This is a genomic window from Streptomyces sp. CB01881 (genome assembly GCF_002953255.1).
Taxonomy (GTDB): domain Bacteria; phylum Actinomycetota; class Actinomycetes; order Streptomycetales; family Streptomycetaceae; genus Kitasatospora.
The window spans coordinates 8,082,440-8,102,851 of the sequence record NZ_CP026498.1 but is presented as its reverse complement, the minus strand read 5'-3'; the positions used below and the strand labels follow the sequence as shown (position 1 = coordinate 8,102,851).

Here is a 20,412-nt window from a genome sequence, read left to right as displayed (position 1 = left end):
CGAGGAGAGGGCAGCGGGAGCTGGGGACTACGTGGGCTACGAGGACGTCGGGGCTTCGGGCCCCCTATTGGCTTCGGGGCCTCTGTTTCGGGGCGTCGGGGCTGAGGGAGGGGTCTCTCCTCTCATTATGGACGCCCCGGACAACCGGCACTGCCGAATCCACCTCGAAGGCGAGCTTCAGCCCCGCAGATCCACCAGCAGCGGCGGCACCTGCTCCCCCGACACCGCCGTCAACGACACCACCGCGTGCCCCGCCGGCAACGCGTGCGCCAGGTCCGACGGCGACCAGCGCAACCGCTCCACGTCCCGGGTCGTCACCGACTCGGTCTGCGCGGTCGTCCCCGACAACGCCTTCCGGCCCAGCCGCCCGGCCCGCCGGAGGGCTCCGCCCTCCGTCAGTGGAGCGTGGGTGACGACCTTCTCGTGGATCACGTGAGTGCCCCAGGCTTCGGAGAAGAACTTTCCGTCCCACGGCGCAATACCGGGGAAGACCATTCGGCACCCGACGGCACCGAACAACGGCGTCCGCAGCACCTCGGGCAGGTCCATGAGCGTGCGCAGCAACAGAACCGCTCCGGCGTTGGCGCCGCGCATCCGCTGCAGCCCTCGCACCGTGCTCGCGTCGAGTGCCGCCGATGCGTCGTCCACCACCAGGCCGGCGAAGAGCGAACGATCCTCACGGGCAGCCGCCGCCAGCACGAACTGACCCACCACCAGCCGCGACAGCATCCGCGCCGCCTCCGGGTGGCTGCGCTCCGGCAGCTTCACCCTGACCCGGAGCGGGTGGTCGAGGGCACGCATCGCGAACGGCGGCCGACCGGTGCCGTCGGTCATGAACGCCCCTTCGAAGGCCGGCCGGTCCAGCAACGCGAGCCGGTCCGCCAGCAGTGCCCCCGGGTCGTCGGCCCGGCCGCGTTGCAGGTCGCGATGTTCTAGGTCCCGCTCATAGGTTGCCAGCCGGCCGGCCGCCCGCAAGGCCTTCACCAGCGTCTCCCTGACGTCCGCCTCACCCGAGAGCAGCCCTCGCAGCTCTCGCACGCCGGGATAGCGACCGTACGCGGCGTGGAACGGGCCGACGACCTGCTGGAGAGCCATCCGGGCACTCTCCGCGCGTGCAGTCAGCTCGTCCGGCAACAGTGCGTCCGCCAGCCGGGCGGCGGCTTCGTCCGGGTCCTGGGTGGAACCGTAGAGGTCCAGGCCGTAAACCGAACCAGACTCCCCCGGCGCGATCACCACGTCGTACCAGGAGTCCGGGCCGAGATCGGCGTCCGCGGCCCCGATCGCCACCACGCACGCCGTCCCCGCCAGCGCCTGGAGGCAGAGCGCCTCGACGGCGGGCCGGGCCAGCCGCGCTGTCTTGCCGGTCCCCGCTGGGCCGACCGCAAGGAGCGAAGTGCCCAGCAGCGTCGGATCAAGCGCGAATCCGGTCGTCCGGTAGGTCTGAGGGTTCTTCGGAACATCCTGAGTCGTCCCGAGCCGCACCTGCTGCACCAGCAGGTCGTGATGCGCAACCCGCCCGGTCAGCTCCCGACTCCCGGACGGGTGACTGAACGCCGCCGCGCCCCGAGCCATCACCTGTTCCACAAAGGCCGGTACGAACACGTGGTCGGCCTGGGCCGACTCCCACGCCCGCTGGATTCGCACGTAGTCGACATCCCCGACCGCTTCCCCGTCGAGCCTCCCCGCTGCCGCGCTGGCACCGCCAACACGTTGGGCAAACCACGGGTCCGCAACCGGCGGCACCTCCGGCGATGCCGTCGGTTTGACAGGGCCCGACCCCTCATGGGTGATCGCCCGTGCGAGCACAGGAGCGATGTTCTGCCGCCAGCCGGCGCGGGTCAGGAATCGGCGGGCTACTTCCCGCCAGCGGCCCGTCCGCCAGAAGACCGCCGCCGCACAGCTGACGGTGACCAGATTGATCAGGATCTGCACCGCGTTGAACTGGTCGGGCGAGGTCCCGTCGAACCAGCGGAGGAGGAACCCCGCCGCGTACATCAGCACCACAGTGCCGATGTAGTACGTGGCGACGGTTGCGACCACGTTCAACGCAGCCCGGAGCAGCAGCGGCCCGGTGGGCACCTTCGCCTCTTCGGCCTGTTCCGGGTCGACCTGTTGGTAGCCCTGGCGGTAGATGCCCGGGGGGGCTTCGGGGCGGGGGGCGGCGACCCAGGCGGGGAGGTCGAAGGGGGGGTGGTGGGGCCGGGGGTGGGGCAGGGGTGTGGAGGGTCTGGTGGTGGTCCGCTCGCCGTGGCCCCGTGCCCCGTCCAGTTCCATGTACGGCCCCGCTCCCTCGCCCGCCCGGCCCGACCGTCGTCGTCGGTGCCGCCATACCCATGCCGCCGTACCGGCGACACGCCCGCGCTCAATGTAGTGGAGCGGAGCCTCCGGGTAGTCGCACCACCCGCGCTGGCCGCCTAGGACAAGTCGGACGGCCCAGTGCTACCGAGTGGCGCATGCCTGGCCGGGGAAGGCGGCCGTAGCCTGCGAAGCACCGAGCCGAGAAGTCTGGAGAAACCCATGAGCGCCGCAACGCCGCTCCCGCAGGAGCGCCGCCTGGTCACCGCGATCCCCGGTCCGAAGTCGCAGGAGCTGCAGGCCCGCAAGCTGGGTGCGGTGGCGGCCGGCGTCGGCACCACGCTGCCGGTGTACGTGTCCCGCGCCAACGGTGGCGTACTGGAGGACGTGGACGGCAACTCGCTGATCGACTTCGGCTCCGGCATCGCCGTGACCAACGTCGGCAACAGCGCCGAGGCCGTGGTGGCCAAGGCGACCGAGCAGCTGGCCGCCTTCACGCACACCTGTTTCATGGTGACCCCGTACGAGGGTTACGTGGCCGTGGCCGAGCAGCTCAACGAGCTGACCCCGGGTGACCACGACAAGCGCACCGCGCTGTTCAACTCGGGCGCCGAGGCGGTCGAGAACGCAGTGAAGATCGCCCGCGCCTACACCAAGCGCACCGCCGTCGTGGTGTTCGACCACGGTTACCACGGCCGCACCAACCTCACCATGGGCCTGACGGCGAAGAACATGCCGTACAAGCAGGGCTTCGGTCCGTTCGCCCCGGAGATCCACCGCGTGCCGGTGGCCTACCCGTACCGCTGGCTGACCGGTGCGGAGAACTGCGCCGCCGAGGCCGCCGCCCAGGCGATCGACATCATCAACAAGCAGATCGGCGCCGAGAACGTCGCCGCGATCATCATCGAGCCGATCCAGGGCGAGGGCGGCTTCATCGAGCCGGCCAAGGGCTTCCTGCCGGCGATCGTGGAGTTCGCGAAGGCCAACGGCATCGTGTTCGTCGCGGACGAGATCCAGACCGGCTTCTGCCGGACCGGCCAGTGGTTCGCCTGTGACGACGAGGGCATCGTCCCGGACCTGATCACGACTGCCAAGGGCATCGCCGGCGGTCTGCCGCTGGCCGCGGTGACCGGTCGCGCCGAGATCATGGACGCCGCGCACGCGGGCGGCCTGGGCGGCACCTACGGCGGCAACCCGGTGGCGTGTGCCGCCGCGCTGGGCTCCATCGAGACCATGAAGGAGCTGGACCTCAACGCCAAGGCGCAGCGGATCGGCGAGATCATGCTGGACCGCCTGCGGGCGATGCAGGAGAAGTTCGAGATCATCGGCGAGGTCCGCGGCCGCGGCGCGATGATCGCGATCGAGCTGGTGAAGCCGGGTGGCAAGGAGGCGAACGCGGAGGCCACCGCGGCCATCGCCAAGGCCTGCCACGCCGAGGGCCTGGTGGTCCTGACCGCCGGCACCTACGGCAACGTGCTGCGCTTCCTGCCGCCGCTGGTCATGCCGGAGCACCTGCTGAACGAGGGCCTGGACATCCTTGAGGGTGCCTTCTCGCTCCAGGGCGTCACCACCGCCTGAGCCTGCCGCCCGACCGGGCGCCACAGACCCGCCGGAGGGATGTCCGGACAGCGCTGAACGGCCCGTCGGGACTCTCGTCCCCGCGGGCCGTTCGGCTGTCCCGGCCCGGTTGGGCCCGGTTCGGCCGGGTGTGCGAGGCCGTCCGGACCGGGGCCCGGCCGGGGTGAAGATGCTGTGCGGAATCGCTGAAGCTCCTCGGAGCGGCACGGCTGTTGACGTAGTGTCATGACAGATGGACAGCGAGCCTCAGCCATTGACGGATCCGTCCGCAACACCGCCCCAGGTGGCGGGTCCGCGTGCCGCCCGCGATGACAACCAGGCCGTCCCGCAAGGGCCGGCGCACACCGAAGGCCGATCGACCGACCGTCCGACCCACACCCCCCGGGGCGCACGGAACGGCGATCATCAGAGCCGCCCCGGAGCTCTCCCCCCTGCTCCGGGGCGGCCGCTTCGCGTTCTCGGGCGGTTCGCCGCCTCCGCCGCGCTGCCGGTCCTGCTGGGCGGGGTGCTGGTACTGGTCTCCTGGCAGGTGGCCGTCGACGGGCCGCTGCTGGGTCTGGACCGGTGGACCCGGCACACCGTCCGGGAGAGCCGGCACGAGCTGCACAGCACGCTGCTCAACCATCTCGGCAAGGCGCTCTCGGACCTCGGCAGTTCGGTCCCGGCGATCCCGACGCTGCTGGCCGGCGGGGCGCTGGCCGGGTGGCGGTCCCGCCGGGCCGGGGCGCCGCGCTGGTGGCGGCCGGTGGTGACCACGGTGCTGACGGCCGGGCTGATCCCGCTGCTGGTCGTCCCGGCGAAGGCCTGGTTCGCCCGCCCGGGCCCGTTCGGGGTGCCGCTGGCGCCGGACCAGTGGGGCTGGTACCCGTCCGGGCACACGGCGACCGCGACCCTCTCGTACGGCGTGGCCGTGCTGCTGCTCGCCCGTACGGTGGGCGCCGCGGCCCGCCGCCGGCTGTACGCGGCGGCCGCGCTGCTGGTGGCCGGTGTCGGCCTCGGGCTGGTGTGGAGCGACTACCACTGGCTGCTGGACGTGGTGGCCAGCTGGTGCCTGGGCGGCCTGGTGCTCTGGGCGTTCGCCCGGTGGCTGCCGCCGCGCAGACCCCGGGGGCGGAACTCCTAGCCCTCGGTGGGCTCGTCGTTGCGGTGGACGTGGCCGGCCTCACCGTTGTCGCGGTGCCACTGGACGACCAGCTCGTCGCGGGCGCCGAAGCGGACGAGGTGACGGCCGACGACGTCCTCCAGGCCGGGCAGGTTCTCGGTCTCGCCCTCGACGGCGAGCAGCAGGGCGTCGGGCGCGGCCTCCAGGGTGGCGGTTCCGGCGCCGAAGGTGAGGGTGCCGCGGCCGGTCTCGTCGGACCAGTGGGCGTCGATCTTGCGGCCCATGTGGGCGGCGAGCTGCTTGGCGTAGCGGGCGGGGCGGTCGGTGGCGACGCGGGCTTCGGAGCGGGGCACGTGCCCTCCAGGGGTCGACGGAGGGAACTTAGGGTGCCCTCACTTGTGGCTACGCTAACCCAGATGCTGAGCTTTACTCAACATATTTCCGGCGCCCGCCGGGATCCGGCTCCGCACCGGGCCCGATGCCCGGCCCCAGGCCCGCCCGACGTCCGGTCCGACGGACGGTCCGACGGACGCTCCTCGCCGCCTTCCGCCTCCCGGACCGGCCGATACCCTTGGTCGAACACCTGCCGAGGAGAGCCGCCCATGACCACGACGCCGACCGACGACGCGGCGAGCCCCTCCCCGGCCCCGGACGCGCCCGGCGGTGCCACTGCTCAGGACTCCGCTCCTCCGGACTCCACGCCCCAGGACTCCACACCCCAGGACGCCGCTCCCCCGAACTCCGGCGCCCCGGACACCGGCGCCCTGGACACCGCCGCCGAGCTCGCCGACGCGATGACCCGGGCGATCAAGCGGATCCGCCGCCGCACCAGCGAGCGGCTGGAGCCCTACGGCATCACCCCCGGCCAGGGCCGCGCGCTGCGTACCCTCGCGCACGCCCCCGGCTGCGAGCTGCCGGACCGGGCCATGCGGCTGAGCGACCTCGCGGACCGGCTGCACATCGCCCCGCGCTCGGCCACCACCGTGGTCGACGCGCTGGAGGAGGCGGGCCTGGTCGAGCGCACCCCGGACCCGGCCGACCGGCGCGCGGTGCGGATCGTGCTGACCGAGGCCGGCCGTTCGGCGGTGGAGCGGATCGGGCTGGTCCGGCACGAGGTGGCGCAGGAGTACTTCGGTCCGGTCAGCCCCGCCGAGCAGGACGTGCTGCTGCGGGTGCTGCGCTCCGCCGAGGCCGCGTACGCGGCCGCCACGCCGCCGCGCCGGACAGCGCCCCCGGGCGCAGCGCAGTGATCCCGATCCCGGCGATCACCAGCAGTGCGGCGCAGCCGGCCGGCGGGCTGATCCTCTCGCCGAGCAGCAGCCAGGCCGAGGACATCCCGAACACCGGCACCAGCAGGGAGTAGGGCGCCACGGCGCCGGCGTCGTAGCCGCGCAGCAGGAAGCTCCAGGCGACGAAGCCGAACAGGGTGGAGACCAGCCCGACGTACCCGATCGCGCCGAGCCCGGCCGGAGTGATCTCACGCAGCGCCTTCAGGTCGGCGGCCGGCCCCTCGACCAGCAGGGAGAGCCCGAGCAGCGGCAGCGGCGGGACGGCGCTGACCCAGACCATCCAGCGCAGCGCGTCCGGCGGGGCGGCCTTGCGGGTCAGCACGTTCGACAGCCCCCAGGCCACGGCGGCCAGGACGACCAGGACGAACGCGCTGACCGGGCCGCCGAGACCGTGGTCGAGGGCGGTCAGCCCGATGCCGGCGAAGGCCACGGCCAGCCCGGCCAGCCGCTGCCCGCCGGGTCGCTCGCCCAACAGCACGGCGGCGAACAGTGCGGTGAAGACCGCCTGGCCCTGGAGGACCAGCGAGGAGAGCCCGGCGGGCATCCCGGCGTGCATGCCGAGGAAGAGCAGCCCGAACTTGACCACCCCGAGCACGAATCCGACCGCGAGCACCCATCGCCAGGCCACCCGGGGCGGCCCGACGAAGAAGACCGCCGGGACGGCGACCACCGCGAAGCGCAGCGCGCAGAAGAGCAGCGGCGGGAAGTTCTGCAGGCCGATGTGGATGAGCACGAAGTTGAGGCCCCACACGGCGGCCACCAGGACGGCCAGGGCGATGTGACGCGGTCTCATGCTGCCGCGGGTGGCGGCCGGTGCTGCGGTCATGGGTCGAGGATGCCGCCACCAACCATGTAGCACCAGCGATGAATACTGAAGGCCACGCTTTAGCATTACTGCATGATGGATCTGGGGCGCCTGCGGGCGCTGCACGCGGTCGCCGTGCACGGTTCGGTGGGCGGGGCCGCCGCCTCGCTCGGGTTCACCCCGTCGGCGGTGTCGCAGCAGATCGCCAAGCTGGAGCGCGAGACCCGGACGGTGCTGCTGGAACGACAGGGCCGGGGCGTGGTGCTGACGGACGCCGCGCGCGAACTGGCCGCGACCGCGCAGGCGGTGCTGGGCCTGGTGGAACAGGCCGAGGTCCGGTTGGAGGAGCAGCGCGGCCGGGCGGTCGGGCGGCTCCTGGTGGCGGCCTTCGCCACCGGCGCCCGGGGGCTGATGCCGGGCACGCTCGCCGACCTGCGCGAGCGCTGCCCCGAGCTGGACGTCCGGCTGCTGGAGAGCGACCCGTACCCGGCCGCCGAGCTGGTGGCCCGGGGCGAGGTGGACCTGGCACTCGTCCAGGACTGGCCGACCGTACCGCTGCCGGTGCAGGAGGGTCTCTCCCGGCTGGAGCTCGGCACGGACCCGGTGGACCTGCTGCTGCCGGCCGCCCACCCGCTGGCCGCGCTGGCCGTGGTGCCGGTGGGACGGCTGTGCGGGCTGCGGTGGATCAGCGTGCCGCCGGGCAACATCTGCCACGACTGGCTGGTGCGGACGCTGCGGGAGGCCGGCGAGGAGCCCGAGGTGCGTTACCAGGTCGGCGAGTTCGAGACGCAGATCGCGCTGATCGCGGCCGGGCTCGGCGTCGGCCTGGTGCCGCGGTTGGGACGGGGCGCGCTGCCACCGGAGGTGGTCGCCCGGCCGGTCGTGCCGGAGCCCTCCCGCCGGGTGTTCGCACTCTGGCGCACCCAGACCTCCCGGCGCCCGGCGATCACCGCCGCGCTGGCCGCGATGCGCACCCGGTGGGCCGCGCTCGGCGGGTGAACGGCCGGGTCCGCGGGCAGTCGGCTCGCGGGGTCGGCCCCTGGGCGGTCGGCCCCGGGCCGGTGAACGGTCGCCCGCACGGGGACGCCGCGGCCCGTCAGCCCGTCAGCCCGTCAGCCCGCGAGGCCGATCACCAGCCACATGAAGGCCACCCCCACCAGGGTGCAGAGCAGTGTGGTGCGCGAGGGGTGCGGGCTGTGTGCCTCGGGGAGGATGTCGGAGGTGGCCAGGTAGAGCAGGAACCCGGCGAAGAAGCCGAGGTAGAGGCCGAGCAGCCGCTCCGGGATGGTGAACAGCAGGGTGATCGCGGCGCCGGTCACCGGCGCGAGCGCGTCCGCCGCCAGCAGGGTCAGCGCCCGCCGCCGGTCGTTACCGTACAGTCGGGTGATCGTGTACGTGTTGAAGCCGTCCGCGAAGTCGTGCGCGACCACGGCGATGGCGACGACCGTCCCCACGGTGGTGCCGGCCTGGAAAGCAGCGCCGATCGCGAAGCCGTCCATCACGCTGTGGCCGACCAGGGCCAGCGCCGCGGTCAGTCCGATGCCCGGCGCCCCGCTGTCGGCGCCGGACGCCATGCCGTGTCCGTGCCCGTGGGCGTGCCGGTGGCCGTGGGTGTGCTCGGCGTACTCGCCCTCGTGGCCGCGGTGGATGGCCACCGCCCGCTCGACGATGTGGATGGCCAGGAACCCGGCCGCGAACATCAGCAGGGCCTGCGGCACTCCGTGGAGCTCCTCGGGCGCCTGGCGCACCGCCTCCGGCAGCAGGTCGAAGGCGACCACGCCGAGCATCAGCCCGGCCGCGAAACCCAGCACCAGATGACGGCGGTCACCGGTGCGCTGGGCGACGTAGCCTCCGATCAGGGTCATCAGGAACGCCCCGGCGGCGACCAGGATCGCGGTCACCGCGCCTCCCCCGTACCGGGCACCGTGCCCACGCTGCCACCCCCGTCCCGCCCTCGCCCGGGCCGATCACCGGCCGCTGCCGGAGGGCTGGGCCGGGCGGCCGCCGTGAGGCGCCGCCGCCCGCCGGGCCCGGTCGCCTGGCGCCCGCGCCCACCAGCCTCACGCGCCGTCCGGACGGACGCCTGCCGGGCGGGCCGTCGGGGTGAGCGGCACTCCCCCCGGGCGGCTCCTCCGGGCCCCGGCGGCGGCTCGGCGGCCGACAGAGCCGACGGCCGAGGACGGACGACCGAGGACGCACGACCGACGCCGTAGTGGCCCCGGCACGGTGGCCGACCGGTCACCGGCCCGGCACGTCAGAAGCCGACCGGTCACCGGCCCGGCACGTCAGAAGCCGGCACGTCAGAGCCCAGCACGTCAGTGCCCGGCGGCGAGCGGAAGGCCGAGGTGGGTGCGGGCAAGTTCGCGGACGCCGTCGCCGTCGACCAGGTGGATGTGCTGGTGACCGTCCTCGCCGGTGAGGTCGAGCGCCTCGTCGGTGAACCGGCCGGTGGTCAGTCTCAGGCCGCGCTCGGCGGACTCCTCGCGGACCGCCTCCGCCAGTGTGCGGATCTCCTCCTCCCCCACCGGCTGGGCGCCGCGGGAGGCCCAGACCACCCAGCGCCCGGGCAGCGCACTGCCGGCCGGCCCCTCGCCGGTGGCGACCAGTCCGGCCGGGCCGCGCAGCCGTACGCTCCACTGCGCCAGCCCGCCCCGGGTGAGCAGTTCCCGGACCAGCTGGGCGAACTCGTTCGCCGAGAGGTCCGGCGCGGACGGCACGGCGGGCCCCGCCAGCGCGGCCGGTTCGACGCCCGCCCGGGCGTACGGGTCGGGGGTGACGGCGGCGCCGAGCTGGCGCAGCCGGACCAGCGCCTCGTCCTGCTCGGCGTCGGCGTAGACGCCCTCGCCGTCGTGCTCCTCGTAGGGGGCGGCGGGCGGCAGCAGCCTGGTGCGGGCCAGGGCATCGCGATCGGCGTCCACGCTCACCAGGCAGAGCGGCTCCGCCCCGGGCTCGCGCAGCCAGCCGTTGAGCACCACGCCGCTCAGTATCTCGTCGGTGTCGACGGCATCGGCGGCCTGCAGGGCGCGCAGCGCCAGCCGGGCGACCAGCCTGAGGTAGTCGGTGGCCCTGTCGGCGGGCGGGCGCGGCACCGGGAGGATCTCGCCGTCCGCGCCGAGCCGGTAGCCGGTCAGCGAGGGCACCAGGTCGAGCGCGGGAAGGTCGAGGTCGAGGACGGCGGTGCGGGTGAGCGGGCGGAACACCGCCCGGCACGGGGCGGGGAGGTCCTGGGTCGCCGTCTCGGCCGCGGCCAGGGCCCGCTCCAGCAGTGACTCCACCGCCGCCGGTTCGGCCAGCCGGTAGGCCCGCCGGCACTCCTCCAGGCTGTCGTTGTACTCCCGCACCGCGCGCGCCCGGGCCTGCTCGGCCTGTTCGTGGACGCGCCGGGACTCGTCGGCAGCCGGGCTGCCGGCCTCGGCCTGCCGGGTGCGCCACTCCCGCAGCGCACGCTGGTGGGTGAGCCGGGCCTGGGCCAGCTCGCGCTGGTAGCCGGAGTCCAGCAGGCGCCGGGCCGGGCTCTCGTCGGGGTCGGCCGTCGGCGGCTCGGCGGGCACGTAGTCCTCCCAGCGGGGCTCGGCCTCGCCGGGCGCCGGTGCCGGACCGTCGGCCGGGTAGGGCCTCGGCTCGTACCGGCGCAGCTGGCTCTCGAAGTCCATGGCCGAAACGGGCAGTGCGGCCCGCCGCAGCAGGTCGGCCAGCCGCTTCTGCTCGGCCTGGACGGTGAGCGTGCGGTGATGGGTCAGCGCGGCGGCCCGGGCGTGCGCGGCGACGGCCTCGTCCCCGCCGGCGTCCGGCGGCCCGGCCTGGCCCGGGGACCGGAGCGGGTCCGGCGGACCGGCCTGGCCGCCCGACCCGCTCCGGTCCCCGGGCGTGAAGGGTGCGTCGGGCCCGTCGGGCGTGAAGGGCGCGTCAGGGTCCTCGGGCACGTCCACGCCGAGGTCGCGGAAGACCGAGGCCAGGAAGCCGGGTTGGGGGGCCATGACCGTACCGTCGGAGTGTCCGTCTGCTGAGTACTGCATCGGTGGTCGTTCCCCCATGCTCGTCCGGCACCTGCCCGGGCCGGCCCGCGACCCCGCGGCCCACCCTGCCGGCCATTGTCCACCGAACGGGCGCACCGGTCAGCCAAGCCTCTCAGTTGGTCCGGGTGTTGGTCAGGTGCAGGCCGATGTAGCCGACATAGATCCGGCCACTGCCGGAGCAGTCGTCGAGGTAGTGCAGCCGCGGTGCCGTGCGGCCGCCGCCGATCCGCAGGTGCGCACCCATGAACGCACGCCGGGAGGCGTCGACACACTCCGGCACCGGCAGCATCCGCTCGCGTTTCCACTTGGTGTGGCTGAAGACCGTCCGGGACTCCCCGCGTACCGCCTTGCGGGGCGGGAAGCGGTGGCAGCCGGCCGGCGTCCGCTCGCACCACTGCTTGAAGTCGCCGCCGGCCTCGCCGCGAACGGCGGCCTCGGCGTACTCCTGGAGGGCGGTCAGGCCGTCCCAGGTGAGCCTGGCCCAGCCGGCTCCGGAGCACTGCAGCTCGTCCAGGGCGAGTGCCGCCTTCTGGTCCCCCGTGAAGGTGAGCAGCGGGAACTCCCCCAGCCTGGCCATCAGTTCGGTGAAGCTGCCCGGGGTACCCGGGGCCGCAGCGGCGCCGGGGGCGACGGGGGCACCGGCGCGGCGGCCGGTCCGACCGGGTGCGGCCGCGCTTCCGGGGCCGGCGCAGAGACGGCCGGCCAGGGCGCGGACCTGGGCGGTGCCGCGGCGGCGCTCCAGGCGCAGGCTGCGCCGGGCCCGCTCCAACTCGTCGGCCCTGGCCTGCTGTTCGGCCCGGTCCTGCTGCTCCTCGTGGGCGAGGGCCGCCAGCTCGGCCCGGGCCGCGGCGTCGTCCGGGCCGGTGCCGCCCCGGGGTGCGGGCGGGGGCAGCCGCAGCACCGGTACGGCGGCCAGCGGCGGCGGCAGCGGCTGTTCGGCGGCGAGCCGGCGCGGCTCGCGGGCCAGCAGGCCGGCCGCCCGCCGGACGTCATCCTCGATCCGGCGGCGGGCCAGCACCGGGTGCCGGGCGCCGTCGTGCCGGGAGGCCGGGTCGACCTCGGGCAGATAGGTGCGCACCGCCCCGCCGTACACGGCGTGGTACTCCAGTGCGACGTTGAACTCCGTCCGGGCGGCCGGGTCCAGCACGTAGGCGGTGGCGAGGCCGGGCAGTTGCCCGCAGAGTGGGCGGACGACCTCGGCGACCCACGCGTCGAGCCCGCGGTCGAGCGGGACGCTGGCCACCACGGTGGGCAGTCGGCGCTCCGGGTCGCAGAGCTCGTCGATCAGCCCGTCGACGTCGGCCGCGCTCAGCACCCGCGGCGCGAGCTGGACGGCGGCCGGGCCGTCGGCGGCGTCGAGCAGCGGCAGCAGGGTGCGGGCCAGCTCGGGCACCGGTACCCGGCAGGGTGTCCGCACGCCGTTGCCGGTGGTGTGCGTCTCGGCCTCCAGTCGGACCCAGGTGGGGCCGTCGGCCCCGGTCGCTATGGTGAGGGTGAGCTGGTGCGTTCCGTGCGGGGCGGGGGTGCGCAGCCGGCGACGGTCGTAGCGGCCGGTGCCGCGGCCGCCACGGAGCAGGCCGCCGTCGCGGTCGAGCAGGATGCGGCCGCCCAGCCGCAGGCGCTCGCCGGGGGCGGCGGGACCGGGCTCGGGGGCGGGTGCGGAGGGATCCGGATCGTGGACGACGGGCTCGCGGAGCACCGGCGGTGGTTCCTCGCAGCCTTCCTGTTTCAGCCAGGAACCGAGGCGCTGGTCGGCCAGGGCGACGGCGTAGGCGTGCGGGAGCGCGGTGGTGACGGTCATCCGGTAGGGCGTCGCGGGGCCTCTCGGGCCGGGCAGATCGGCACGGGCGGACGACGGGGATCGGTCTGAGGTCATGCGCATACCTCCGTGGTGCGGTGGTGGGGTCTCTCGTCCTCCATCGATGGGGTGGTTCGTCCGGTTCGGCCGGATCCTTGCCCAGGAAACGCCACAACCCGGAGCGGAAGTTCCAACTCCGGGTCACGTCTATACGTTCGAGTGAATCTGCTCAAGCCTCCCGCCGCCGCGGGCCGTCATCTGCTGGGGCCGCGCCCGGCCGTCGTCGCGCTCAGTGACCGTACGGCGCCCTGCCGTCGTGCGGACCCCGGCCGTCGTGCAGGATCCGGGTCAGGGCGCCGGATCCGGGCGCTGGATCCGGGCCAGGGTGCCGGGCAGTCGTGCCGGGCAACCGCGCCGGGCTCAGCCGTCGTCACGCCCAGGACCGGTGCGGCTCCACTCCGGCACCGCCACCGGAACCGCCAGCGGGCAGCCCTCGGGGGTGTCGTAGCTGGCGATCAGGACGACGGGGACGCTCCCGTGGTTGCGGCCGACGTGGATGTGGACCGGTCCCGCCTCCTCGACCAGCGACTCCCCGGCGCAGCTGACCTCGACCCGGCCGTCGTGCAGGGTCCGGGTCAGGGTGCCGGAGAGCACCACGACGTCGACCCGCCCCGGGTGGTAGTGCCAGCCCGTGCTGGCCCCGGGGGGCAGCGTGATGGTCTGGACGACGGGCATCTCGGTTCGGCTTCCTGGTCGGCGGTCCGCCCAGGCTAGGCAGGCCCGGCAGGCGCCGAAACGGGCAGGGACCGGACTGTCCGAAACTCTGTCCGAAATCCGTGCCGCCTCAGACGGGCACCTCGACGTACGTCCGCCCCGCCGCGACCGCAACCGCGGTACCGCCGGTCGCCTCGGCCAGCCAGGTGTGGAACTCGGCCACGTCCGGCTCGGGCACCCCGACCTCGATCCGCACCCCCGTCGCCTCGTACGCCAGGTCGCTCACCGCGTACCCGGCCGCCCGGAGGTCGTTCTCCACCCGCCCGGCCCGGGTGTGGTCCGCCGTCACCGTGAGTAGCGCCACCGGCCGCCGCTCCAGCAGTCCAACCGCGTCCACCGCCTCCGAGACCGCATTCCCGTACGCCCGCACCAGGCCGCCCGCGCCGAGCTTGATCCCGCCGAAGTACCTGGTCACCACGGCCACCGTGTCGGTGAGGCCGCGCCGGCGCAGCACCTCCAGCATCGGCACCCCGGCCGTGCCCCCGGGCTCCCCGTCGTCGCTGGAGCGCTCGCGCCGCTGCTCGTCGCCGACCACGAAGGCGGTGCAGTTGTGCCGGGCGTCCCAGTACTGCTTGCGGATGCCCGCGATGAAGGCCTGCGCCTCCTCCTCGTCGGAGACCCGGCCGAGGTGGCAGATGAAGCGGGACTTCTTGATCTCGGTCTCGTGGCTGCCCGCGCGCCGGATGGTGAGGTACTGCCTGGGGGTCGGCTCCGGCGTGGCGGACATGGCGCGGTGGTTCTCCCGGACGACGAGGACGGCAAGAGGCTGGCGGGGCCGGCCGGAGTACCCCGGCGGCCCCGCCAGCCTAACCCTCGATCAGCGGCCGGCCAGCGCGTCCAGCTGTGCGCGGTCCAGCCCGGTCAGCGAGGTGACCTCGGCGAGGTCGACCGCGCCGCAGTCCAGTCCGCGCAGCACGTAGCCGCTGAGCGCCCGGGCGGTCGCCGGCTCGTCCATCACGTCGCCGCCGGCCTTGGCGACGTACGCGGCCAGGCGGGCGGCGGCGGCCTCCAGGCCCTCGCGGTAGAAGGAGTAGACGGCGGCGTAGCGGGTCGGCAGGTGTGCCGGGTGCATGTCCCAGCCCTGGTAGTAGGCGCGGGCCAGCGAGCGGCGGACCAGGTCGTGGTGGAGCTTCCACGCGGCGTGCACCTGCGCGGTGGAGCCGGTCGGGATGACGTTGGTCGAGCCGTCGGAGAGGCGGACGCCGGTACCGGCGGCGGCCACCTGCATCACCGCCTTGGCGTGGTCGGCGACCGGGTGGTCCATGCTCTGGTAGGCGGCGCTGACCCCGCACGAGGCGCTGTAGTCGAAGGTCCCGTAGTGCAGGCCGGTCGCCCGGCCCCCGGCGGCCTCGATCATCCGGGACACGGTGGCCCGGCCGTCGGGGCCGAGGATCGCCTGGGTGGTCTCGATCTGGATCTCGAAGCCGATCCGCCCGGCTGGCAGCCCGGCCGAGCGCTCGAAGTCCTCCAGCAGGCGGACCAGCGCGGTGACCTGCTCGGCGTACGTCACCTTGGGCAGGGTGAGCACCAGACCCTCGGGCAGACCGCCGTTGGCCAGCAGGGTGGCGAGGAACAGCTCCAGGGTGCGGATGCCGCGGTCGCGGACGGCCGCCTCCATGCACTTGATCCGGATGCCGATGTACGGCGGGGCGCTGCCGTCCGCGACCGCGGCGGCGACCAGCTCGGCGGCCCGGACGGCGGCCGCGTCCTCCTCGGCGTCGGACCGGGGGCCGTAGCCGTCCTCGAAGTCGATCCGCAGGTCCTCGACCGGCTCCCGCTCCAGCTTGGCCCGGACCCGGGCGTGCACGTCGGCGAGCAGCGCGTCGTCGGCCACGCCGAGCGCGCGGGCCAGCTCGGCCGGGGTGCCGGCGTGGGTGTCGAAGGCCTCCAGCGCCTGGCGGCCCCAGTCGCGGACGGTGTCGGCGCCGAAGGCGTCGGCCGGTACGTAGACGGTGTGGACCGGCTGCCGGGTACCGGAGTCGCCCGGGTAGCGGCGGGCCAGGTCGGCGTCGACCGGGGCGAGCAGCGCGTCCACGGCGGCACGCGCCTCGCCGGAGAACGAGGCTCCGCCCGTCGGCCCGGTACCGTCCAGCTCGACCTGCGACATCCGCACTCCTCCGCACCTCGCCGGTCCATGACGGACCAACGCTTCAACAGTTTGTTGAGGCGAAGGTAGCCCCGCCGTGGTCGGGCGTCAATGGCCGACCGAGCGATGGACGGGCAGGTCGGCGGCCGGTGCGGGGGCGGCCGGTGCGGGGGCGGCCGGTGCGGGGGCGGCCAGGCAGGTGGGGACCGGCCGGTCAGTCCCTCCCGGCGGCGGCGTAGCGGTCGCTCAGCTCCGGGAAGAACCCGGCGACGTCCTTCGGGTGCACCGACCCGTCCGGTCGCGTGCCGGCCACCCCGTACTCCTTGGTCAGCCAGTCGGCGAGGCGCTGCGGGTCGGGCTGGCTCCCGTGGGTGTCGATGTAGCTCACCAGCGCGTCGTAGCAGAGCTCCGGGTCCAGCCGGGACGAGGACGGACGGGAGTCCACGTCCTCCTGGTAGCCGGACTCGGCCGGCCGGCCTGCGGCCTGCGGGGCGACCGGCTCCGGCGAGCGGTCCGCCTGCTGCGGGTACTCGCCGTCCTGCTGGTACGCGACGTCGTCCGGGTGCTCGCCGCCCTGGGCGGGGGCGGGCTCGGGCAGGACCGCCTGCGCGGCGGGCCGCGCCACCGACCGGGCGGCCGGCTCGGCGGCCCGGGCCGTCTGCTGCGGGGCGGACTGCGGTCCGGGCTGCGGGGCTGCCTGGGGCTCGGACTGGGGGGTGGTCGGCCTCGGCGGCTTGAACCACGGCGAGGCCTGGCCGGGGACGCGGCCGCCGGGCGAGCCGTCGCCCTGGGGCCCGCTGGTACGGACCGGCCGCTCCGTCCAGACGTTCAGCTCCTCGCGGGGCTGCGGCGGAGCCTGCTCCTCCGCGCCCGCCGGCTCCTGCGCCGCGCGAAGGCGCACCGCGGCCAGCTTGGCGAGCATCGGCGCGGCCACCTCGGCCGGCACCGGCGCGACGGCGGGCGGGGCCGCCTCGGGCTGCGTCTGCTGCTGGGGCTGCCGCGGTGCCTGGGGCTGACCGTTCCGGGACTGCTGGACCTGGGGCTGGGACTCGAACTGCTCCTGGACCTGGGACGACTGCCCGCCCGCGGGCTGGGCGACCACAGCGGCGGCGGCCGGCGGAATCGCCGCAGTCGCCGCCCGTTCCGCCGCCAGCTCCTTGGCCTCGCGCAGTTCGCGGGCCTCGCGCGCCTCGTCGTCCAGCCGCTCCAGCACCCCCGGGTCGAGCGGCACCCCGTACTTGGCCAGCTTGAGCGGCAGCAGCGCCTGGATCGGCGCCGAACGGCGCCAGCCGCGCCCGTACCGGAACCGCAGCTGCGCCCGGTAGACCAGCCGGTTCTGCTCCAGCCGGACCACCTCGTCGTAGGAGCGCAGCTCCCAGAGCTTCATCCTCCGCCAGAGGCGGAAGGTCGGCACCGGGGAGAGCAGCCAGCGCATCAGCCGGACCGACTCCATGTGCCGGTCCACCGTGATCGCGGCGATCCGGCCGACGGCGTGCCGGGAGGCCTCGACGACCACCACGAAGAGCACCGGGATGACCGCGTGCATGCCCATCCCGAGCGGATCGCCCCAGGAGGCGGCCGCGTTGAACGCGATGGTGGCGACGGTCAGCAGCCAGGCGGTCTGCCGCAGGAGCGGGAACGGGATCCGCAGCCAGGTCAGGACGAGGTCGAGGGCGAGCAGGACCACGATGCCCGCGTCCACGCCGATCGGGAAGGCGTACGAGAAGGCGCCGAACCCCTTCTCCGTCGCCAGCTCCCGCACGGCGTTGTACGACCCGGCGAAGCCGATGCCCGAGATGAGGCAGGCTCCGGCCGCGACCAGCCCGAGCAGGCCCCGATGGGCCTTGGTGAGCGATGGGCGTGCCATTACGTCTATCAACCCCTGGATGTCGGCTGCGGCCGTACGCTGCCGCGGCTGCCGGTTCCCGCTTGTCGGGACGCCGGACGGCTGCAGCGACCTCCGGGCTCGGCCCACCGGAGTTTACTCGTACACCTGTTTCAGCGTTCCCGCAGCCCAGGGTGTCACTGCCTGCCGCAGATCCGTTCCCGCGATCGTGCCCGGTAGCGACGTCAGCCGCTTCGTTCCCGCGCCCGCGGCCGGTCGGGGCGTCAGCCGGCCCGCTCCACCGTGCCGTTGAGATAGGCGAGCACGGCCAGCACCCGACGGTTCGCGTCGTCGGCGGGGACCAGTGCGAGCTTGGTGAAGATGTTGGCGATGTGCTTGGCCACCGCGCCGTCGCTCACCACCAGCCGCGCCGCGATCGCCGAGTTGGAACACCCCTCCGCCATCAGCTCCAGCACCTCCCGCTCACGCGGCGACAGCCGCTGGAGCGGGCCCGGCCGCCGCGCCGTGCTCTGCATCAGCTTGGCGATCACGTCCGGGTCCATCGCCGTCCCGCCGGCGGCCACCCGGCGGACCGCGTCGATGAACTGCTCGGCGTTGAACACCCGGTCCTTCAACAGGTAGCCGACGCCGCCGGTGCCGTCTGCCAGCAGCTCCCGCGCGTACAGCTGCTGCACGTGCTGCGACAGCACCAGCACCGGCAGGCCCGGGATCTCCCGCCGCGCCTGGAGCGCGGCCTGGAGCCCCTCGTCGGTGAGCGTCGGCGGCAGCCGTACGTCCACCACGGCGACGTCCGGACGGTGCGTCAGCAGGGCGTCCAGCAGTTCGGGGCCGGTCTCGACCGCAGCGGCGATCGTGAAGCCGTGCGCTTCCAGCAGCCGGATCAGGCCTTCGCGAAGGAGGTAGAGGTCCTCGGCGAGGACAACTCGCACGGCAGCTCCAGAGTGATGGTGGTCGGACCGCCCGACGTGCTGTCGATGGCGAGGACACCGTCGAAGGTACCCAATCGCCGCTCGATCCCGCGAAGGCCGGTGCCGCGGGCGGGGTCGGCCACGCCGACGCCGTCGTCCGTCACCGTGACCCGCAGCCTCCCGGCCCGGTACAGGATGTCCACCCAGACCTGCTCCGCGCCCGAGTGCTTGGCCGCGTTGGCCAGCAACTCGCAGATGCTGAAGTAGACGGCCGCCTCCACCGGCGCCGCCGGACGGTCCGGCAGGCTCACGCAGACCTCCGTCGGCAACGCGCTGTCCAGCGCCAACGCCCGGACGGCGTCACCCAGTCCACGCTCGGCGAGCACCGGCGGGTGTATGCCGCGGACCAGGTCGCGCAGTTCCTGCAACGCCCGGGCCGAGGACTGCCGCGCCTCGGAGAGGAGCTCACGGGCGGCCGCCGCGTCGGTGTCCATCAGGTGCTCGATCGTGCCGAGGGTCATCCCGATCGCCACCAGGCGAGCCTGCGCGCCGTCGTGCAAGTCCCGCTCGATCCGGCGCAGTTCGGCTGCCTGACTGCCGGCCGCGTCCGCCCGGGTCTCGGTCAGCTCGGCCACCCGCTTGGTCAGCTGTGCCCGCGAGGCCCGGCCGTCCTGGTCCAGCACCCGGCGCGCCAGCTCGGCGTACGCGCGCACCGCGAGCGGCGCGACCAGCACCCCGAGGACGGCCAGCGCCAGTCCGAGGACCGCCGAGAACAGCAACGGACCGGCGGCGACCCCCACTGGCCCGGCGCCCGCCAACGCCACCATCGCGTAGCCCGTCCCGCCCAGCACCAGACCGGCCACCGGTCCCGCCAGCGCCACCGTGGCCAGCGGCCTGACCACCAGCCAGGTCATTTCCGACCGCGTCGTCCTGTCCCGCACCGCCCAGTTCAGCAGCAACGCGAGCTTCGCCACCGCGTGGGACCGGTGGTACGAGTACCCCGTCCACCAGTGGCCGCGTTCGTCCAGCTCCAGCACCGGCCGGGGCTCGTACTCGGCCGGCAGCCGGATCCCGTACCAGCGGACGAGCTGCGCGCGGGTGCGGTCGGCGCCCGGGCGGACGAAGAGGCCGGCGATCGCGAGGCCTGCGACGGCCGCCGTCACGAGAGCGAGCAGGATCCCCAGAACCTCGGACTCCAGGAACGTGGCGAGCGCGGCACCGGTGAACAGCGCCGTGAACAACGGCAGAGCCGTGGCCGGGATGGCCCCCAGCGCCAGCAGCGACAACCGGACCAGCGCGCGGCCGCCCTCCACGAGGGCCGCTTCGGTCTGGGCACGCATGCTCGCGCCACTCGTTCCACTCGCTGTTGTCACGGATGCTCCTGATGCCGGTCCCGATCGTCCTGCTTCAGTGTTCCCGAGCCGGCCTACCGGGGGCACTGGCCGTACGCCCCCATTCCGGGGGTGGTCCTAGCACCACCCCCCGGGGGCCTGCCTGGATGCCTGGCTGAATGAGGAAGAGGGCGGACCGGGCCGCGATTCCGGGAAACGCCGAGCTCCCGGGAATGCGGAACTCCGGGAAACGCAGAGAACCCCCACCCGGGATCCGGGTGGGGGTTCTCTGTGAATGATCGTTCGGCGGCGTCCTACTCTCCCACAGGGTCCCCCCTGCAGTACCATCGGCGCTGTGAGGCTTAGCTTCCGGGTTCGGAATGTAACCGGGCGTTTCCCTCACGCTATGACCACCGAAACACTATGAAACTGTCGGCCGCACCATGACAGGCCATGTCACGGGGTCGTTGTTTCAGAACAACACAGTGGACGCGAGCAACTGAGGACAAGCCCTCGGCCTATTAGTACCGGTCAACTCCACCCCTCACGGGGCTTCCATATCCGGCCTATCAACCCAGTCGTCT

Annotated in this window: 16 protein-coding genes and 1 rRNA gene; 4 read left to right on the top strand and 13 right to left on the bottom strand. The window is 74.0% G+C overall.

From position 1 onward, the window contains the following. Positions 1–177: 177 nt before the first annotated feature. Positions 178–2,274 carry an ATP-binding protein gene (locus C2142_RS25385; RefSeq protein ID WP_148645088.1) on the bottom strand — a complete coding sequence of 699 codons (2,097 nt, stop codon included), beginning with the start codon at positions 2,272–2,274 and terminating at the stop codon, positions 178–180. Positions 2,275–2,517: 243 nt separating this feature from the next. Between C2142_RS25385 and gabT the strand changes: the two genes are divergently transcribed. After that, complete coding sequence (gene gabT / locus C2142_RS25380) at positions 2,518–3,873, top strand: 4-aminobutyrate--2-oxoglutarate transaminase (RefSeq protein WP_148645087.1); 1,356 nt, start codon at positions 2,518–2,520, stop codon at positions 3,871–3,873. 505 nt (positions 3,874–4,378) lie between these two features. Further along, positions 4,379–4,996 (top strand): phosphatase PAP2 family protein, encoded by a 618-nt coding sequence (locus C2142_RS25375; RefSeq protein WP_162002546.1) that lies wholly within the window; start codon positions 4,379–4,381, stop codon positions 4,994–4,996. Here C2142_RS25375 and C2142_RS25370 read toward each other — a convergent pair. Then, entirely contained in the window at positions 4,993–5,328 is a 336-nt protein-coding gene (locus tag C2142_RS25370) for a DUF2218 domain-containing protein (RefSeq protein WP_148645085.1), read from the bottom strand. The two genes, C2142_RS25375 and C2142_RS25370, sit on opposite strands and share 4 nt — an antisense overlap. Positions 5,329–5,577: 249 nt before the next feature. Here C2142_RS25370 and C2142_RS25365 point away from each other — a divergent pair, with 249 nt between their 5' ends. After that, positions 5,578–6,225, top strand: coding sequence for a MarR family transcriptional regulator (locus C2142_RS25365; RefSeq protein ID WP_206671023.1), 648 nt, complete (start codon positions 5,578–5,580; stop codon positions 6,223–6,225). On the opposite strand, the gene C2142_RS25360 is transcribed toward C2142_RS25365, so the two are convergent. After that, positions 6,116–7,057 carry an EamA family transporter gene (locus C2142_RS25360; protein ID WP_148645904.1) on the bottom strand — a complete coding sequence of 314 codons (942 nt, stop codon included), beginning with the start codon at positions 7,055–7,057 and terminating at the stop codon, positions 6,116–6,118. The genes C2142_RS25365 and C2142_RS25360 overlap by 110 nt on opposite strands. 105 nt (positions 7,058–7,162) lie before the next feature. Between C2142_RS25360 and C2142_RS25355 the strand changes: the two genes are divergently transcribed. Then, positions 7,163–8,068: a LysR family transcriptional regulator gene (locus tag C2142_RS25355; RefSeq protein WP_148645083.1), complete on the top strand. Its 906-nt coding sequence runs from the start codon at positions 7,163–7,165 to the stop codon at positions 8,066–8,068. A gap of 113 nt (positions 8,069–8,181) precedes the next feature. On the opposite strand, the gene C2142_RS25350 is transcribed toward C2142_RS25355, so the two are convergent. From C2142_RS25350 to rrf, 10 genes are all read right to left on the bottom strand, one after another. Further along, a complete protein-coding gene (locus tag C2142_RS25350) occupies positions 8,182–8,970 on the bottom strand; it encodes a ZIP family metal transporter (protein WP_346766393.1) in 789 nt (262 codons plus the stop codon). A gap of 414 nt (positions 8,971–9,384) precedes the next feature. After that, positions 9,385–11,046 carry a restriction endonuclease gene (locus tag C2142_RS25345; RefSeq protein ID WP_148645082.1) on the bottom strand — a complete coding sequence of 554 codons (1,662 nt, stop codon included), beginning with the start codon at positions 11,044–11,046 and terminating at the stop codon, positions 9,385–9,387. Between the two features lie 151 nt (positions 11,047–11,197). Further along, entirely contained in the window at positions 11,198–12,961 is a 1,764-nt protein-coding gene (locus C2142_RS25340) for a hypothetical protein (protein WP_148645081.1), read from the bottom strand. Between the two features lie 342 nt (positions 12,962–13,303). Then, positions 13,304–13,618, bottom strand: a complete 315-nt coding sequence (locus C2142_RS25335) for a cupin domain-containing protein (protein ID WP_148645080.1) — start codon at positions 13,616–13,618, stop codon at positions 13,304–13,306. 109 nt (positions 13,619–13,727) lie between these two features. Continuing rightward, positions 13,728–14,384 carry a YigZ family protein gene (locus tag C2142_RS25330; protein ID WP_148645079.1) on the bottom strand — a complete coding sequence of 219 codons (657 nt, stop codon included), beginning with the start codon at positions 14,382–14,384 and terminating at the stop codon, positions 13,728–13,730. 90 nt (positions 14,385–14,474) lie between these two features. Continuing rightward, complete coding sequence (locus C2142_RS25325) at positions 14,475–15,764, bottom strand: aldolase/citrate lyase family protein (protein ID WP_148645078.1); 1,290 nt, start codon at positions 15,762–15,764, stop codon at positions 14,475–14,477. 193 nt (positions 15,765–15,957) lie between these two features. Further along, on the bottom strand, positions 15,958–17,610 hold the full coding sequence (locus tag C2142_RS25320; protein WP_241002775.1) for a DUF2637 domain-containing protein: 1,653 nt from the start codon (positions 17,608–17,610) through the stop codon (positions 15,958–15,960). Positions 17,611–17,852: 242 nt separating this feature from the next. Continuing rightward, positions 17,853–18,518: a response regulator transcription factor gene (locus C2142_RS25315; RefSeq protein WP_148645077.1), complete on the bottom strand. Its 666-nt coding sequence runs from the start codon at positions 18,516–18,518 to the stop codon at positions 17,853–17,855. Further along, positions 18,470–19,837, bottom strand: coding sequence for a histidine kinase (locus C2142_RS25310; protein WP_148645076.1), 1,368 nt, complete (start codon positions 19,835–19,837; stop codon positions 18,470–18,472). Before C2142_RS25310 ends, C2142_RS25315 begins: the two co-directional genes overlap by 49 nt. Positions 19,838–20,129: 292 nt before the next feature. After that, positions 20,130–20,246: ribosomal RNA gene (gene rrf, locus C2142_RS25305) — 5S ribosomal RNA — on the bottom strand. Positions 20,247–20,412 lie beyond the last annotated feature (166 nt).

What these genes read in the sequence shown, in the direction of transcription:
- C2142_RS25325 (WP_148645078.1), bottom strand. Translation starts at nt 15,764, where the DNA reads ATGTCGCAGGTCGAGCTGGACGGTACCGGGCCGACGGGCGGAGCCTCG.
- C2142_RS25335 (WP_148645080.1), bottom strand. Translation starts at nt 13,618, where the DNA reads ATGCCCGTCGTCCAGACCATCACGCTGCCCCCCGGGGCCAGCACGGGC.
- C2142_RS25345 (WP_148645082.1), bottom strand. Translation starts at nt 11,046, where the DNA reads ATGGCCCCCCAACCCGGCTTCCTGGCCTCGGTCTTCCGCGACCTCGGC.
- C2142_RS25385 (WP_148645088.1), bottom strand. Translation starts at nt 2,274, where the DNA reads ATGGAACTGGACGGGGCACGGGGCCACGGCGAGCGGACCACCACCAGA.
- C2142_RS25340 (WP_148645081.1), bottom strand. Translation starts at nt 12,961, where the DNA reads ATGACCTCAGACCGATCCCCGTCGTCCGCCCGTGCCGATCTGCCCGGC.
- C2142_RS25360 (WP_148645904.1), bottom strand. Translation starts at nt 7,057, where the DNA reads ATGAGACCGCGTCACATCGCCCTGGCCGTCCTGGTGGCCGCCGTGTGG.
- C2142_RS25365 (WP_206671023.1), top strand. Translation starts at nt 5,578, where the DNA reads ATGACCACGACGCCGACCGACGACGCGGCGAGCCCCTCCCCGGCCCCG.
- C2142_RS25355 (WP_148645083.1), top strand. Translation starts at nt 7,163, where the DNA reads ATGATGGATCTGGGGCGCCTGCGGGCGCTGCACGCGGTCGCCGTGCAC.
- C2142_RS25310 (WP_148645076.1), bottom strand. Translation starts at nt 19,837, where the DNA reads ATGCGTGCCCAGACCGAAGCGGCCCTCGTGGAGGGCGGCCGCGCGCTG.
- C2142_RS25320 (WP_241002775.1), bottom strand. Translation starts at nt 17,610, where the DNA reads ATGGCACGCCCATCGCTCACCAAGGCCCATCGGGGCCTGCTCGGGCTG.
- C2142_RS25330 (WP_148645079.1), bottom strand. Translation starts at nt 14,384, where the DNA reads ATGTCCGCCACGCCGGAGCCGACCCCCAGGCAGTACCTCACCATCCGG.
- gabT (WP_148645087.1), top strand. Translation starts at nt 2,518, where the DNA reads ATGAGCGCCGCAACGCCGCTCCCGCAGGAGCGCCGCCTGGTCACCGCG.